16 protein-coding genes and 4 pseudogenes are annotated in these 14,198 nt (G+C 66.7%); 13 read left to right on the forward strand and 7 right to left on the reverse strand.

The features are described from left to right. Nucleotides 1–84: 84 nt before the first annotated feature. The 4 genes and pseudogenes from ACIRU3_RS21215 to ACIRU3_RS21230 all read right to left on the reverse strand — a co-directional run. Nucleotides 85–393 (reverse strand): annotated as a pseudogene (locus tag ACIRU3_RS21215) (isocitrate lyase/phosphoenolpyruvate mutase family protein); the annotation flags it as partial. After that, nucleotides 360–623 (reverse strand): annotated as a pseudogene (locus ACIRU3_RS21220) (MFS transporter); the annotation flags it as partial. The pseudogenes ACIRU3_RS21215 and ACIRU3_RS21220, both read right to left, overlap by 34 nt. A gap of 316 nt (nucleotides 624–939) precedes the next feature. Further along, nucleotides 940–1,665, reverse strand: coding sequence for a peptidylprolyl isomerase (locus tag ACIRU3_RS21225; RefSeq protein WP_404058339.1), 726 nt, complete (start codon nucleotides 1,663–1,665; stop codon nucleotides 940–942). Nucleotides 1,666–2,125: 460 nt separating this feature from the next. Further along, entirely contained in the window at nucleotides 2,126–3,106 is a 981-nt protein-coding gene (locus ACIRU3_RS21230; RefSeq protein ID WP_404058341.1) for a threonine/serine dehydratase, read from the reverse strand. Nucleotides 3,107–3,498: 392 nt separating this feature from the next. On the opposite strand from ACIRU3_RS21230, the gene ACIRU3_RS21235 reads away from it, so the two are divergent. From ACIRU3_RS21235 to ACIRU3_RS21255, 5 genes are all read left to right on the forward strand, one after another. Beyond that, nucleotides 3,499–4,233: a dienelactone hydrolase family protein gene (locus tag ACIRU3_RS21235; protein WP_404058343.1), complete on the forward strand. Its 735-nt coding sequence runs from the start codon at nucleotides 3,499–3,501 to the stop codon at nucleotides 4,231–4,233. A gap of 391 nt (nucleotides 4,234–4,624) precedes the next feature. After that, nucleotides 4,625–5,134, forward strand: a complete 510-nt coding sequence (locus tag ACIRU3_RS21240; RefSeq protein WP_404058345.1) for a class I SAM-dependent methyltransferase — start codon at nucleotides 4,625–4,627, stop codon at nucleotides 5,132–5,134. Between the two features lie 214 nt (nucleotides 5,135–5,348). Next, nucleotides 5,349–5,816, forward strand: coding sequence for an Imm50 family immunity protein (locus tag ACIRU3_RS21245; protein ID WP_404058347.1), 468 nt, complete (start codon nucleotides 5,349–5,351; stop codon nucleotides 5,814–5,816). Next, a complete protein-coding gene (locus ACIRU3_RS21250) occupies nucleotides 5,809–6,204 on the forward strand; it encodes an Imm50 family immunity protein (RefSeq protein WP_404058349.1) in 396 nt (131 codons plus the stop codon). Before ACIRU3_RS21245 ends, ACIRU3_RS21250 begins: the two co-directional genes overlap by 8 nt. A 153-nt stretch (nucleotides 6,205–6,357) precedes the next feature. Next, nucleotides 6,358–6,759 carry a DDE-type integrase/transposase/recombinase gene (locus ACIRU3_RS21255; RefSeq protein WP_404058351.1) on the forward strand — a complete coding sequence of 134 codons (402 nt, stop codon included), beginning with the start codon at nucleotides 6,358–6,360 and terminating at the stop codon, nucleotides 6,757–6,759. Nucleotides 6,760–7,144: 385 nt separating this feature from the next. Here ACIRU3_RS21255 and ACIRU3_RS21260 read toward each other — a convergent pair. Then, nucleotides 7,145–7,456, reverse strand: a pseudogene (locus ACIRU3_RS21260) (sensor histidine kinase); the annotation flags it as partial. A gap of 249 nt (nucleotides 7,457–7,705) precedes the next feature. On the opposite strand from ACIRU3_RS21260, the gene ACIRU3_RS21265 reads away from it, so the two are divergent. From ACIRU3_RS21265 to ACIRU3_RS21280, 4 genes and pseudogenes are all read left to right on the forward strand, one after another. Further along, the gene (locus tag ACIRU3_RS21265; protein ID WP_404058353.1) at nucleotides 7,706–8,395 is read left to right on the forward strand and encodes an SDR family NAD(P)-dependent oxidoreductase; all 690 of its coding nucleotides are present in this window, start codon (nucleotides 7,706–7,708) and stop codon (nucleotides 8,393–8,395) included. 381 nt (nucleotides 8,396–8,776) lie between these two features. Then, a complete protein-coding gene (locus tag ACIRU3_RS21270) occupies nucleotides 8,777–9,133 on the forward strand; it encodes a TetR/AcrR family transcriptional regulator (RefSeq protein WP_404058355.1) in 357 nt (118 codons plus the stop codon). Nucleotides 9,134–9,442: 309 nt separating this feature from the next. Continuing rightward, nucleotides 9,443–9,631, forward strand: a pseudogene (locus tag ACIRU3_RS21275) (hypothetical protein); the annotation flags it as partial. 129 nt (nucleotides 9,632–9,760) lie between these two features. Further along, entirely contained in the window at nucleotides 9,761–10,264 is a 504-nt protein-coding gene (locus tag ACIRU3_RS21280; protein WP_404058357.1) for a hypothetical protein, read from the forward strand. Here the strand turns inward: ACIRU3_RS21280 and ACIRU3_RS21285 are convergent. Continuing rightward, nucleotides 10,179–10,652, reverse strand: coding sequence for a protein kinase (locus ACIRU3_RS21285; protein WP_404058359.1), 474 nt, complete (start codon nucleotides 10,650–10,652; stop codon nucleotides 10,179–10,181). The two genes, ACIRU3_RS21280 and ACIRU3_RS21285, sit on opposite strands and share 86 nt — an antisense overlap. A gap of 456 nt (nucleotides 10,653–11,108) precedes the next feature. Here ACIRU3_RS21285 and ACIRU3_RS21290 point away from each other — a divergent pair, with 456 nt between their 5' ends. After that, complete coding sequence (locus ACIRU3_RS21290; RefSeq protein ID WP_404058361.1) at nucleotides 11,109–11,612, forward strand: hypothetical protein; 504 nt, start codon at nucleotides 11,109–11,111, stop codon at nucleotides 11,610–11,612. A 96-nt stretch (nucleotides 11,613–11,708) separates the two neighbouring features. Here ACIRU3_RS21290 and ACIRU3_RS21295 read toward each other — a convergent pair whose 3' ends face one another. Then, a complete protein-coding gene (locus ACIRU3_RS21295; protein WP_404058363.1) occupies nucleotides 11,709–12,212 on the reverse strand; it encodes a hypothetical protein in 504 nt (167 codons plus the stop codon). Nucleotides 12,213–12,543: 331 nt separating this feature from the next. On the opposite strand from ACIRU3_RS21295, the gene ACIRU3_RS21300 reads away from it, so the two are divergent. The 3 genes from ACIRU3_RS21300 (at nucleotide 12,544) to ACIRU3_RS21310 (ending at nucleotide 14,175) form a co-directional block, all read left to right on the forward strand. Next, on the forward strand, nucleotides 12,544–12,762 hold the full coding sequence (locus tag ACIRU3_RS21300) for a hypothetical protein (RefSeq protein ID WP_404058365.1): 219 nt from the start codon (nucleotides 12,544–12,546) through the stop codon (nucleotides 12,760–12,762). Between the two features lie 24 nt (nucleotides 12,763–12,786). After that, nucleotides 12,787–12,933 (forward strand): phage minor capsid protein, encoded by a 147-nt coding sequence (locus ACIRU3_RS21305; protein ID WP_404058483.1) that lies wholly within the window; start codon nucleotides 12,787–12,789, stop codon nucleotides 12,931–12,933. Between the two features lie 108 nt (nucleotides 12,934–13,041). Further along, nucleotides 13,042–14,175 (forward strand): S1 RNA-binding domain-containing protein, encoded by a 1,134-nt coding sequence (locus ACIRU3_RS21310; RefSeq protein ID WP_404058367.1) that lies wholly within the window; start codon nucleotides 13,042–13,044, stop codon nucleotides 14,173–14,175. Nucleotides 14,176–14,198: the final 23 nt, after the last annotated feature.

Below are 14,198 nucleotides of genomic sequence, written 5' to 3' on the forward strand. Positions count from 1 at the left end.
GTCGGCCGGCCTGTTCCGGCTCGGTGACGTCCCTGCGGGTCACGGACAGGTACACGACAATGGAGCCGATCGCGGTAGGGGACAGCTGTCCAGCAGCCGGCCCTTGCCGAACTCGGTCATGTTGGCGAGGAGCGGGACGGGCACCGCCTAGCGGAACACTTCGAACTCCCGCTCGCCGGCCAGGGCTTCGGGGAAGATCGCGTCGGCGCCGGCGCCGACGTACGCCTTCGCACGGTCGATCGCCGCCTCCAGGCCCTCTACCGCGCGGGCGTCGGTGCGGGCCATGAGCAGGAAGTCCGCGTCACGGCGGGCGTCGACGGCGGCCCGGATGCGCCGGGTCATCTCCGCGACCGGCACGACCGACTTGCCGTCGAGGTGGCCGCACCGCTTGGGGTCATCATCATGACGGCCATGGGCATGATCGCCACCGTGGACAGCAGGCCCGACCAGCCGAGCACAGCCTGGAAGAACAGGAAGCGCACCACGGCGATGCCCGCCTGCACACCGAAGACCACCAGCAGCGTGACGAAGCCGCCGGCCAGACCACGCTCACGAAACAGGCGCACGTCAAATAGCGAGGCGTCCGTGCGGTGCAGCTCCCAGGCCACAAAGCCGACGGCCGCCCGCTTGGAATGACACCCTCGACGCTGGGGCTGCAGCGGGCGCCACCGTGCCAGCCACGTGAACCAGTCCTTGGCGGCGTAGGGCCCGCACCATATTCCGCTCCCAGAAGTCCCTTCACAAAGGTCCTAGGAGGGCAAGTGGCCATCGGCTCGAACGGCGGCGGCCTGGCCTACATGTGAACCTCCTCCCAGCTGACCTGGTTACCGTCTACGACTGCATCGGCGACGTCATCTGGACGGACGTCGGAAACGGCTACTACACATCACCGTGAGACCAGGCACGCAGCTGGACCCACGGTGACCGCACCGCAGTTCATCAAGGCCGGCAGGACGGCCGGACGCTGAGCAGCTCTGTCCGCAGCACGGGCGTGCCGTCGACAGGCGCCGGGTCCTGCGCAGTTGGCTCGATACCGCCAGCCGCGATCTTGTCGAGCGTCTTCAGGCCGGCATCACCGACCGTGCCGAACACCGTGTAGTTCGGTCGCAGCGCGGAGTCGCCGTAGACGACGAAGAATTGCGAACCGTTCGTGTTCGGCCCGGCGTTGGCCATCGCCAGCAAGCCGCGCCCGTAAAGGCGGCGGACGCCGGTCGGATCGCTCGGTGCCGGCGGCAGGTCCACCGGCAGCTCGTCCTTGTACTTGTACCCCGGGCCTCCTTCGCCAGTGCTGGTCGGGTCGCCACACTGCAGGACCTTCAGCGTCGGATAAGCCGTCAGCCGATGGCACACCGTACGGTCGTAGAACCGGTGCCGTGCCAAGTGCACGAAGCTCTGGACCGTGCACGGCGCCTTCGCCCGGTCCAGACGCAGCGGGAGCGGGCCCTGGCTGGTCGGGACAGCCATATCGACCGTGCCGTGACTGGGGGTGCGTCGCGGGTCGGGCGGCAGGGGAACCGGCCGCGCCGCCGGCTCCTCCGGAGTCTGGGTGTACTGGCAAGGACCGTGCGTGGTTCGCGGCGGGGCATCGGAAGCGGAGGCGCTGGTGCTGCCCCCGGACACGACCAACGCTGCTGCCGCCAATGCGGTCATGAGAGCTCGGTTCATCCTGCACACCCTCCAAAAGATCGCCAGATTTCGGAGCGGTCGCAGTCTAAAGCGCGGCCCGGCGGGCGAGAACCCGCCCGCAAGCCACATCCGCCTCCCAGCCTGCGGCCCGCGGCCGCATGCCACTTCGTCCGGATGCGGCACAGCGCCGGCTGGCCGATCGGGGCGTCCACCCGATGCACGACGGATGCTCCCTCACCACCTCGCGCCTCCCCGTACTCGAGAGCGGCGAGCCGGAGTACAACGGCGCCTCAGTACAAACCCCAATCCGTCTTGACCAACTACACGACGGCGTCCCACCGGAACAAGCCGACGGGGGTCCTCACGCATCACGAGCGATCACAGACGTGTCACCAACCCCGTGGACGCACTCACATCACAAGGCCCTGACCTGGACTTACGCACTCGCCTTGGACCAACTGGAGGCCCGTGGACGGTTTCTACGACGTGTGCCATCGCATCAAGACCTGTGAATGGGAGCCGCACCGACCCAGCGGTGATAGGCCTCTACGTCGACGTTGCTGCCGCACAGGATGGTGACTACGTGCCGGCCGGCGAAGCGGTCACGGTCTTCGAGGATCGCTGCGATGCCGAGCGCGGCCGACGGTTCGACGACGAGGCCGGCGTGGTCGTGGAGCATCCGCATACCGGCGATGATCGACGCCTCCTGGACCAGGACGGCGTCGTCAGCGACCAGGAGGAGGTCGTCCAGGACGGCCGGGACGGGCCGCCGGCCGGCGACGCCGTCAGCGATGGTGTCGGTCGAGTCGGTGGTGACGACGCGCCGTTGGCGCCACGAGTGTGTCATCGCCGGTGCGCCCAGCGGCTGGACGCAGATCACCTCGACTTCGGGTGCCATGGCCTTCACCACATGACCCACGCCGGTGGCCAGCGCCCCGCCGCCGAGAGCGATCAGGACGGCGTCGAACGACGGCGCGGTGTCCACCAGTTCCAGGCCGATGGTCGCCGCGCCCTCGCAGGTCTCGATGTCCAGGCTGTCTTCGAGCAGCCGGATGCCGTTGTAGCGCGCGATGGCCGCTGCCCGCTCGCGGGCCATCTCGTGGTCGCCGTCCACCAGTTCCAACCTGGCGTCCAATGCGCGGATGCGATCGAGTTTGGCCGCAGTCGCGAAGCGGGATGCCACGACGGTGACGTCGAGCCCCCGGTCGCGACCGGACCAGGCGAGGGCTTGGCCGAGGTTGCCCGCGCTCGCGCACACCACGGCTCGCGGGCCATGGTCGGCGAGCAGGCTCCCGACTACCTCGGTACCGCGGGCCTTGAAGCTGCGGACCGGGTTCGCCGTTTCGAGCTTGATGCTCACCGTGCACCCGAGGTCGGGCTCCAGCGCCTCGCAGCTGTACAGCGGGGTGTCGAGAAAAATCGGGTCGATCACCCGGCGAGCCGCACGGATCCGAGCAGTGTTGAGGCGCGTCTCCTGCACGACGCAGCAGCATAGCGCCGCCGGCGGGGTTCCATTGGGGTGAACGCCCGGCTCATGGTGTCGGCCGTGCAGACAGGTCGGTATCGCTGCCACGGGCCGTGCGTCGCCCCGGGTTCAGGATCCGAGGTGCTGACCAAGATTCATTCTCGCGAACGGCACTGTGAACTGGGGGGGGAGCGCTGGCATCGCCCCTGTCCAGTGGGCTACGTTATTCGGCGATGACTACCGGGACGGCATTGCGCCACACACGGATTGGTGACCCGGCGCTCCTCTGAGCGCCGTGCGGGCCAGTGCTGGCCCACTGTTGGATCGAGGATCTGGCGCTGCTGCGCGGGCTCCGCCTCCTGTCAGGTTGATCACAGCTCGACACGTCAACCACGACAGGAGAACCCATGCCCACCAAGACGCTTCACATTCCCACCACGGACGGCCGGGCCGACGCTTTCGCCGCCTTCCCCGACCGTGGCGGGCGGCACCCAGGAGTGCTGATGTACTCGGACGGCTTCGGTATCCGGCCCGTGCTGCGGGAGATGGCCCGCGAACTGGCCGGGCACGGGTACTACGTGCTCGTCCCCAACCTCTTCTACCGGCACGGCCCGGCACCGGTGATCGAGCTTCCCGAGCACATCGGAGAAGGGGACCGGCGCGCGGTCTTCGCCCAGCTGATGCCCTTGATCGAGGCGCACACCGCCGAACGTGTCCGGAGTGATTCTGACGCCTACCTCAGGTTCCTCACCACCCAACCCGAGGTCGGCGCCGGACCGGTCGCGGTGACCGGCTACTGCATAGGCGGCCTTCTGGCGATGCGCACCGCCGCGGCCCATCCCGACCAGGTGGCCGCCGTCGCCGCATTCCACGGCCCGGTGGGCGCCGACGGGCCCGACAGTCTGCACCGCCTCACCGGCGAGGTCTACCTCGGCCACGCCGAAGGCGACATGACGCCCGAGGCTCTCGGCGAGCTCAACCAGGCCCTGGATGCCGCGGGGGTCGGCTACACCTCCGAGATCTACCCCGGCACCGTCCACGGCTTCACCATGTCCGACACCGACGCCTTCAACCCCGCCGCGCTGCAGCGTCACTGGGACCGCCTGCTGCCCCTCCTCGACCGCGCCCTGGCCGGCAGTTGAGGCTCCGGCTCGGAAACCGAACCTGAAGTACATGGCTCCAGAGCCCCAGTGATGTTTCGAGGCCTGGGTGAGGGCGGACACAGCCGCCCTCACCCAGGCTGGGGAGCCACTGATTGGAGATCCCCCGACTCTTCACCGCCCCAACGGCCTCCTGGTGGGGCCGGTGATCCGGCCGAGGTCCCTTCCTGCTGCCGGCGCCGGGCATACTGCCCGAGCCGATCGTGGACTACTCCCGCGCCGCCCTGGAGGGCATGTCACGTAGCACCCTCTACACCTCGTTGGGCTGGACCTGAAATCGCTGCCCGCGGAGCCGGCCGGGCCCGCACGTGTCGTCGGCCGGTCCGCTGCTTCCTTGAGACCGCCACTTCCGGGAAAGGACGCACTCCCACACATGTTCACCTCGCAGGACGAATGGGACCGCGACTACGCCGGCGGCCGCCGCTATCGCCAACTCAGCGCCATTGAGCGCACACTGCTGGCCACTCATGTGCCTGCACCGGGCACGGGGAGGGCCCTCGACCTCGGGCGCGGGGTCGGTGAGCTCGCCGCCCACCTGGCCGGCCTCGGCTACGCCGTGGACGCCGTCGGCTGGTCCGAGTCCGCTCTCGCCGAAGCCCGCACCCGACACGACGGGGCCGCTCGATGGCTTCGCCTCGACGTCGAAGGCGACGACTGGGAGCCCTTGCATGCCGACGGGTACGACTTGATCACCCTGCGGTTCGTGGCTGCGTTCCTCAGAATCTTGCCTGGGTCGTGCACCGCACGCGGCTTGCGCCACGGCGTGAGCGCCGCCGACAGCCCAGCGCCCAGGTCGATCCGGCGGACAGTCTCCACCAGGAGAACCCCGCCGGCCTGCAAGACCATTCCCGAGCCGCCACCCGATGTCCGGACGGGTGGATAGGTCCCATTGCGCTTCATCTGGAACGTGCCTCGTGCTGAGTCGATGCAACCGGATCGTGGACGAGCACTATCATTCCAGCTCGAATGCTCTTGTTGATCTCCGGTCGTCCCTGGCACGAGGACCCGTTGGCCTCGCCGGGCGCCAGGCACTCAAAGTGAAGGGAGCGCCCATGTCAGCCGGCACATGGCCGGAGCTCTTGGTTCACTCCGAGCAGTTGACCGCTCTCTACACCGAGTTGCCGCCCCTGGAGCGCCTGGTTCTCCGATCGGCGCACCTGAGTCCTTACGGTCCCGGTGTGAAGTTGCGGGTGGAGCTGCCCCGTTTTCCGGACCTCGCTCCTCCAGCTTGGACCGAAGCCGGCTGCGACCGGTTCGAGGCCCAGATCGAGTTCCTGGCCGTGGGCGAGGACCTTCGAATGCGGGGTGTTCCCAACCGCACCGTGGCCGACATCGAGTTCAGCCCCTTCGTCCAGAGCCAAGAACGCCGGATCACGGTCGCGGTGAGTGGACCGGGGTTCTCGCTGGACTTCACCGCGCATGCCGCGCTCAAGGCCGGCCATCTCAACGCCTATCGCTCCGGCGACGCGGATCTCTACGCGGCTCGGCGATGGTTCGCGGGCCGAGTCGACCAGCACCTGCATCAGGTGCTGCCTCCCACAACAGCGAAGGTGTTCTATGAGTGATCGTGACTGGTCTGCCGAGGTGACCAATCCCGAGACGCTCCGCGAAGTCCTGGGCTCGCCACCGCCACCACTGAGCGACTACGAGCTGACGTCCGTTCTCGTCGACGAACGCGAGGCGTCAGTGACCTTGAGGTTCTTCGCCTTCGCCGTACCGGTCAGTGCTGCGGATCTATGGCAGGCGCGCGGACACAACGCGGTCGAGTTCGTCCTGGTCTGTATCGGCGTGAAGAACTTCGAGGTGGAGGGCTGGTCCGGCTGGCCCACCACCGTTGCCGCCCTCGCCGGGAAAACCGTCCTGCTCGCCGGCCAGGGCAAGCGCGTGTCCTTCGAGGCCGCCGAGATCCGCGCCGAGTCCCCGATTGGACGGCTGGCCAGCCACGCGCGGTGACGTCGCCAGCAGGTCGAGAGAGGATTGGCGCACCGGGAGCTTCACCTCGGAGGTGAACGCCACAGATGCCCCGATGGGGCCCCGGACATGGAACATCACTGCAGGCCGGCGGTGCCAACTCCAATTCTGATTACCCATCAGCATTTTCCCCTCATGAATGGGCGAGCTAACGCGGTGATCTTCTCCCGCCGCATCGTCGGCTGGGCCGCTGCCACCACCAAGCACACCGAACTCGTCCTGGCCACAGTCGAGATGGGCCTTTGGCAGCGCGACCGTGAAGGCAACCGCCACCAGCCCGGCGAGCTGGTTCACCACAGCGACGCCGGCTCTCAATACACCTCGTTCTCCCTCGCCGAGCACCTTCACCAGGAGGGCATCGCGGCCTCCATCGGATCCGTCGGCGACGCCTACGACAACGCGTTGATGGAATCCACGATCGGCCTGTTCAAGACCGAACTGATCAAGCCCCGCCGACCCTGGCGAACCCTGCCCGACGTCGAACTGGCCACCGCCGAATGGGGCGAATGGTACCAACCACCACCGCCTCCACAGTGAGATAGGCCACGTCCCACCCGCAGAATACGAAGCCAACCACTACCTGACCAACAAGAAACCACAGGTCACAGTCAAGATCTAGAGTCTCCACCAGACCCGGAACGGTTCACCCGCCCGCACAACGTCACCCTGAGCGGACAGAAGATCGAGCCACATCACCCAGCCCACCCCGAAACGACTCAAAGATCAGTTGCGGGACACCCCTCAGGGTGACCATCCAGCCATGGCTGCCTTGACCGAACCGGTGCGCCGCTGGGCGGCTTGGCCCCTGATCACCCTGCATTCTTGCTGGATATGGCCTCGGCGAGGCCACGGACTATCAGGCCCACCACTCGAATTGAATGACACCCGCTGTCGGGCGTGTGCGCCCCGCCGGCAATCGCACTTACAACGCCTCAAAGCTTGCATTGCCGGGCTGTGTTTGCGGGGGCGGTGTTCGAGCACCGGGAATCCGCATGACAGCCTCAGTTCCCTGAGTGGCAGCGGCCTGCAGTGTCACGGTGCCACCAGCTCCCTGGACTGCTTTTGCCACAATAGCCAGGCCCAAACCGCTTCCTGGCATGCTCCGAGATGTCGGCGAACGCCAAAAGCGGTCGAACACGTGCGGCAATTCATCGGTTGGGATCCCTGGCCCTTGATCTCGTACAACGAGTTGGCCGTTGCAGAGGTGGAGACTCACGACGGAACCGCGTGCTGAACGGGCTCCTTCTGACCGACCTGGCCGTTGTGACGACCGCCGTCAGGCGTCGCTGTGATGCCTTTGGCATTTTCCAGCGTCAGGCCCGACATGAGTTCCAGGGCCAGTCTTGTCGGCTCCTCCTGCGGGTGACCGCGCCGTACCCAGCCGGTCAGGATCAGCGCACAGGGGCCGCTTTCAGTCGTCCATGGTCGGACCGCGTCACAAACCACTGGCCGATCGGATCACCCCGGAGGGAAGCTGTGCCCCATGACGACAACCTTAATCACCGGGGCCAACAAAGGACTCGGCCACGAGACCGCCCGCCGCCTGACCGCCGCGGGCCACACCGTCTACCTGGGAGCGCGCAACACCGAGCGGGGCGCGGCGGCCGCAGCCGATCTCGGCGCCCGGTTCGTGCAACTCGATGTCACCGACGATGCGTCGGTCGCCGCCGCGGTGGCCACCATTGAGGCCGACGGCGAGCTGGACGTCTTGGTCAACAACGCCGGAATCGAGGTGCATTCACCAGGAGGTGACATCATCGGCGCCGCAGAGCTGACCGCCGATGTGATGCGGGAGGTGTTCGAGACCAACGTCTTCGGCCTGGTCCGGGTGACCCACGCCTTCCTGCCACTGCTGGAACGCTCCGCCGACCCGGTCGTGGTCAATGTCAGCAGCAGCCTGGCCTCACTGGCCCAGGCAGGCAAGGGGTACCCGGGGGTCGCGTACCCGACCTCCAAGACCGCAGTCAACATGCTCACCGTGCAGTTCGCCAAGGCGTTCCCACGGATGCGGATCAACGCCGTGGAGCCCGGCTACACCGCAACGGACCTGAACAGACACGAGGGCACGCAGACCGTCGAGCAGGGCGCCGAGATCATCGTTCGGATGGCTCAGCTGGGGACGGACGGCCCGACCGGCGGCTACTTCGACGAGGCGGGCCCTCTGCCATGGTAGGCAACAAGACTTACGACGCGGTCGGCAATGCTGCTCGACCAGGTCCGTGACGTGACAACGGCCGCACAGGTTCTTCGAGTGTGACCAAGAAGTGGTCGCGTCCGGCCTTTGACCCGTCCTGCCTTCCGAGGCGTCCCGCATGCGCATCTCGGTGATTTGATCGAAGAGTCGGCAGTCTCGTGGCTGGTTCGGCAGGATTCAGCGCTCGAAGAGCGGCGTGGCGGCGGGCGGCAACGTCAGGCGGGAGCCGACCGCACCCCGTGTTCGGGAAGGCGCTGACTGCGTCGAACTCGCGCAGGCCACTGACGGCGATCTCGGCTGTTGTGCGCGGCGTACAGCTGCCCCATGGCTCGGCCTCGGCAGCTTGACGAAGAAGAGGTAGTGCGTGCTGCCCGCGATCAGTTCCGGTCCGTGGGCTACAACGGCACCTCCATCGACGACCTGAGCGCTGTGACGGACCTGGGCACGGGAAACTTGTATGGAGCGTTCGGGGACAAGCACGCGCTGTTTGCTGCAGGCTCTCGACAGCTGCAGCAGCCACGCACGGGAGCCTGGCGAACAGCTCTGAGCGGCCCCGGACCGGCCCTGCCCATGCTGGAGCGGCATGTGCGCAATGTCGCGGAGTCGAGGTGCCGTAGGGAGGAGGCGGCCAGGTGGCGTCGGCCGGCCATCCGCTCCTCGGTGTACTCCTCGAAGCGCATCCTCCCGTACTTCTGGATGCGCTCCGCCTTCGACTGAGACCGTGGCGTCGCCTTCTTTTGGTTGTAGACCTCCATCAAACGTGCGATCGCCTTGCCCTGGGTTCCGAAGCCGGACTTTTCGGTCTGCTTTCCCTCACGTTGCGGCACCAGATCTTGTACTCGTGCGGGCACTTCGACCAACGGGACTCCGGGTGTTCGCAGTCCTTGACGAAGGTGCCCATACCGCGTGCGAGCGCGCGTGCCGCCATGTGGTGCTGACTCCTCGGCGTCCGATGCTGACCTTTTGCTGACGTCCGAGGGTCTTCGATGCCCTTGACCCCGGAAGAACCGCCGAGTCCGTGGTACGTGGTGGAACTTCGTCGGGCGTACGCAGGATGAGATCAAACATGCCCGCGAGGGCCGGATGAGCGGGACGAGATTCGGCGAAGTGAAGGGGCACGACGGGGAGCCGCTGCCTGCTCAGGTCCTGCTCGCCAAGCTGCCGATCGGCCTCTCTCACCCGGCAGATTCACCTTTTCTGTCCCTAGGTTCGTAATTCGGCCCCTTAACGCGGCGGGTAGTAGGGCGCTTGGCCGCTTCTGCCTCTATAACCGGGTCCTGGAGAGGGATAGGTACCTCGTATGGATCAAGCCCTGACCAGTCTTCGATCAACCGGGAACACTTCATGAGCGATCAGGCCGAGCAAGGGCGCGGGCTCGTTCCCGTGCAGTACCACCACTTTCAGATCAACGACGAGGACGGTCCCGCCGGCCGCGATCTGCCCCGCGAGCACAACGGACTGATCGAGGTGCAGGACGGTATCGCCACGGTCCACACCGGCATCCACACCGGGGACGTCGACGTCACCGTCACCCTGCACACCCACGCCCCCCAGCCCGGCGACGCGGAGTGGGACGAGATCGTCGAAGTCTCCCTGCACTCAGTGTCGGGAGAACTGATGGTCCGCGGCCTGATGGACGACCTGGACGAGGAACTGCCGGTGCTCTCCTTCGACGGCCCCGGCGACTACCGGCTGCGCATCCACGCCCGCGGCCGGGACACCGCCATCGACCTCGCCCCGGACGAGATCACCGAGTGGTACCTCATCCAGGCATGGCCGGCACAAACACAGGACCCCACAGTGCTCCGCCAGACCGACAGCTACGGAACCTCCGTCCGCGCACACTGACCGTGCGCGAGCCCCCGCACCGCCGCAGCCGAGCCGTGCGGGGCGTCACACATGTTCGGGATGCGCATCTCGACATGAATGTGGTGGGCGCCGGTGAGCTCGAATGGCGCGCCCGCAGACCAGGACGTCCCAGACCTTTCCAGCGGAGGCGGGCCGCCGAGCGGGGTCCTTGGGCCAGTAGCTGGCTGAGGAACCGCTCCAGTTCCACGGGTGTGTCCGGGCGCAGGGCGCGCAGTGGCGCAGGCTGCTTCTTGATGTGCTGGTTGACCAGGTGCCAGGACGTTCCGGTGAAGGGTCGGCGGCCGGTGACCATCTCGTAGAGCGTGCATCCGAGCGAGTACAGGTCGGAGCGGTGGTCGAAGGTGCCGGCCAGCGCTTCGGGCGCCATGCAGGCCGGGGTGCCGATCAGGACGCCGGTGGTGGTGAAGTCGTGCTGGCCGTCGGCTGTCCTCGGTGATGCCGAAGTCGGGGCATGACCCAGTCATGCCAGGAACCCGTCACGAGATGATCTTGGGCTGTTGAGTGCCTTGTCCCGTCACCGGTTCAGCTCAGTGTCGTTGGTGGCGATGTTGGGTTTCGTCTGGGGTGGGGTGAGCTGTGACCTCGGGCGAGAGGACCGCGTGTCCGCGGTTCAAGCGGTTGATCACCGCCCATGAGCTGCATCTGTTCTTCGCGCCGAGCCGTGAGGAGGTCGAGTGGTGACCTTCAAGGTGCCCTTCAGCCGCTTGACTTCGTTCCTCCGGGCATACTGATCTGATGGCGCTCTTTGAACCTGGCTCTGACCGCACCTGCGTGAACTATTGATCTTGCTGTTGTTGGGTGACCGGTAGGGCATCCTGGTGCGATGGATGATGCCGAGGCGACATGGCGGTCGTGGTTGTCTGGACTTGCTCCGTCAAAGCGATCTGCGGCGGAGTCGCTTCGGGCGCAGTTCGAGGCGCTCGGTGCGGCTGACGCACCGGATTGGGTGAAGTCAGAGATCGATGAGAACCGGCCGGAGCTGGCCCGCTTCGTGCTGCTCCGTTCGCTTTGGCGTGGGGCGATCGACGGCTGGGCCAGCCCGGGAGCGTTGGAGCAGGTGGCGGCGGCCCGGCGCCTGCTGGACGCAGGAGCGGACAGGGACGACTTGGTGCTCCTGGCTCGGGCGGTTGCCTACGAAGCCGTCTTCGCTGCGGTTGACGAGCTGGATTCCGGCGGGGACGTGAACGTGTCTGGTGTGGATGTCGGCTGGGTCGTCATGGAGTCCGGTGAAGACGGGTCTCCCACTGCTCGCCTCCTCACGGGCCTTCACGAGGACTTGCTGACGATGGACCCCAGTGGGCGCGACGGTGCGGAACTGTGGCGGTAGGTCGCCGAGCAAGGCGATTGCGCGATCACGGCGTTCCCGCTCCTGCGGATCCGTTTCCTCACCCGGCCGTTAATCGGCCTGCTCTTCGCTCAGCAGTCAGAGCTGATTGCTGAGGCGTTGAGAGAGCCCTTCGAAGAACTCCTGAAGACTGGCTGCGGCAAGGTCGAACTGATCGAACCACGAAGCGGTGGTCGACCTCCAAACCCGTCCGGAGCCCGCCAGCGCGAACAGATGGCCGCCGCCGTCGCTGCCGAAGACGAGAGCAGGCTCTTCCCCGTCGATCCGGACGGCACCGTACTCGCGGAAGTGGCCGGCGACCGTTGACGCCGGGTGCACAAAATAGCCGTTGTCCACATCGGGCAGGGAGACCTCGTCGATCACCCAGTACATCGTGGTCAGGTCCGAGGGAATCGGCGTCAGTTCAACGAGCGCGTCTGTCGCCTGGTGGCTCTCTTCCGCAGCGAGCACGACCACGTTGCTGCCAGGCTCGAAGCCGTGTCGCGCCTGGAACGACTGAAGCAGATCCGCGAGCGCCGCATCCGCCTGCTCACGCCAACCACGAAGCCACTCGGCATCAAGCCGTTCATCGATCACGGTCACTCCCGTCGCCTCCGTCGGAGACCCGCCACCGCGAGTCCGGAAGAACATACAGGAGCGTTCACGGAACTGATGCTGTTGGTGATCCCCACTCCATGGCGTGAAGTCTGACGACCGCGCCTGTGCTGACGTCCTTGTAGTACTGCTCTGGTGGGAGCGGGGCGGTTTCGGCGGTCGGAGGGGTGGCCGCGGTGGCGATGCTCGGCATCGTGGGACGGCTGTTCGCCGAGAGGTCAAGGCCCCGGGTGGGCAACCAACAAGCTGCACGACATACAGGCCCTGCGCCGCGGCGCGCAGGGAGTCGTCGACGCCCCCGGCTCGGCGGCAGCTCGACGTGTTCGACGCCGTCACCGAGGCGTACAACACCGGGGCCCGTGCCGGACTGGCCGAGCTCGGCGCACTGCCCGACAACGTTCTGCGCCGCGGCGCCGAGACCACGCCGAACACGCGCGGCGTCGATCGGCTCGCGCAGGAAACGGCCGACCTCGTAACCGCCACGCACCGCGGCCTTCCGCGCGGCGTCGAGGGCGGGTACTGGCAGGTGATCGCCTAGGTAGCGGCAACGCCACTGCTCGGCATCGACACCCGCCGGCAGGCGACACAGCGGGCAATGGAGCGATGCGCCGACCTCGGACTGCGCACGTTCGTCGACCGGAGCGGGCGCACGTGGCAGATGACGAGCTGTGCCGAGATGGCCGTACGCACGGCGACCGGCCGCTCCTGATTCCGCCGCCGACCAGGACAAGAAACGCGGACCCTGAAAGCCTCAACCGTTCGTTGGCCGAATACACCGCCGACGCGATCACCGCTACCTCGGCCACCGGCGCAGCCATTGGCCGAACAGCACCAACCCTCACCTGCTGATCAGCCGGAACACAGCCACGACCACGACAGCGGTCGGCACGTTCTGGCTGGACAAGCTGGTCTGGTCGAGCCGCTGCCCGTGGGCCTCGACCGGCTATGTCAGGACCACATCCTGGAGGAGGCCCTTGCCACCTGCGCGGATCCTCTCCACCTCGCGCACGTCTTCCCGCTAGGCGCCAAAACCAGCCTCAGCTACCCGACTGTCGTCATTTCGGGCAGCGAGCACGAGTCCGCCCCGAGCCGGCGGATGGGTCCCCATGAGAGGCTGGACGGCATGGGCGGAACGTCGGACGATGAGGCTTCCCAGAGGTTCCTGGCTGCGCTCAAGGTCGGTGACCTCTGCAGCGGGACCGTAGCAGAGGTGTTTCGAGGAGCGTCGGTGTTCCTGGACGGCTTCGCCGCACGCCCGCTGGGGTTTGTTGGGCCGTTGGACCTGTCCTGGAAGCAGAATCCGGCTGCAGCGGTGGAGGCCGGCCAGCGGATCACTGCCGAGGTAACCTCCATCGACCTGACTCAAGGGCGAGCCGGGCTGTCCATGGCCGCCACGGAGAACCCAGAACTCTGGGCGTTTCTGAAATCCCTTCGCTTCGGCGGGACACTTTCGGGCACGGTCGCCTCGATCGAACCGTTCGGTGTGTTTGTGGCGTTGGACGACGGTCCTGACCACCCAGTCTTTGCCGGCGTCGGATTCATTGGCATCCCCGAGCTGTCCTGGCGACCTTTTGAAGCAGCTTCGGACGTCGTTCAGGTGGGACAGCGCGTTTCGTGCCAGTTCCTCCAGTTCGACACATGGAACGGAGAGGCCCGGCTGTCCCTGCGAGCAACGCAGCCTGACCCGTTCCAGACCTTCGCCGACGGCACCACGGTCGGGCAGACGTTACAGGGACAGGTCACCATGCTGGTCCCGTTCGGCGCCTTCGTCCGGGTCTCCAAGGACATTGAGGGCCTGGTCCATCTGCAAGAGCTCACGTGGACGGCTGTCGAGGCTCCAGAGGAGGTGGTCCAAGTCGGCGACAAGATCATGGTCGTCATCACAGAGATCAACCGAGAGCGGCGCAGGCTGACCCTCTCCCGACGACGGGCTTCTACGGCTCTCCTATGAGCTTTCCAGGTATCGCCGCACCC

It is taken from the genome of Streptomyces sp. NPDC101151 (assembly GCF_044768335.1).
In the GTDB taxonomy this organism is placed as follows: domain Bacteria; phylum Actinomycetota; class Actinomycetes; order Streptomycetales; family Streptomycetaceae; genus Streptomyces.

Excerpts from the sequence above, each read along its gene's own strand:
- ACIRU3_RS21225 (WP_404058339.1), bottom strand. The coding sequence starts at position 1,665 with ATGAACCGAGCTCTCATGACCGCATTGGCGGCAGCAGCGTTGGTCGTG.
- ACIRU3_RS21265 (WP_404058353.1), top strand. The coding sequence starts at position 7,706 with ATGACGACAACCTTAATCACCGGGGCCAACAAAGGACTCGGCCACGAG.
- ACIRU3_RS21285 (WP_404058359.1), bottom strand. The coding sequence starts at position 10,652 with ATGGCGCCCGAAGCGCTGGCCGGCACCTTCGACCACCGCTCCGACCTG.
- ACIRU3_RS21235 (WP_404058343.1), top strand. The coding sequence starts at position 3,499 with ATGCCCACCAAGACGCTTCACATTCCCACCACGGACGGCCGGGCCGAC.
- ACIRU3_RS21280 (WP_404058357.1), top strand. The coding sequence starts at position 9,761 with ATGAGCGATCAGGCCGAGCAAGGGCGCGGGCTCGTTCCCGTGCAGTAC.
- ACIRU3_RS21240 (WP_404058345.1), top strand. The coding sequence starts at position 4,625 with ATGTTCACCTCGCAGGACGAATGGGACCGCGACTACGCCGGCGGCCGC.
- ACIRU3_RS21290 (WP_404058361.1), top strand. The coding sequence starts at position 11,109 with ATGGATGATGCCGAGGCGACATGGCGGTCGTGGTTGTCTGGACTTGCT.
- ACIRU3_RS21255 (WP_404058351.1), top strand. The coding sequence starts at position 6,358 with ATGAATGGGCGAGCTAACGCGGTGATCTTCTCCCGCCGCATCGTCGGC.
- ACIRU3_RS21250 (WP_404058349.1), top strand. The coding sequence starts at position 5,809 with ATGAGTGATCGTGACTGGTCTGCCGAGGTGACCAATCCCGAGACGCTC.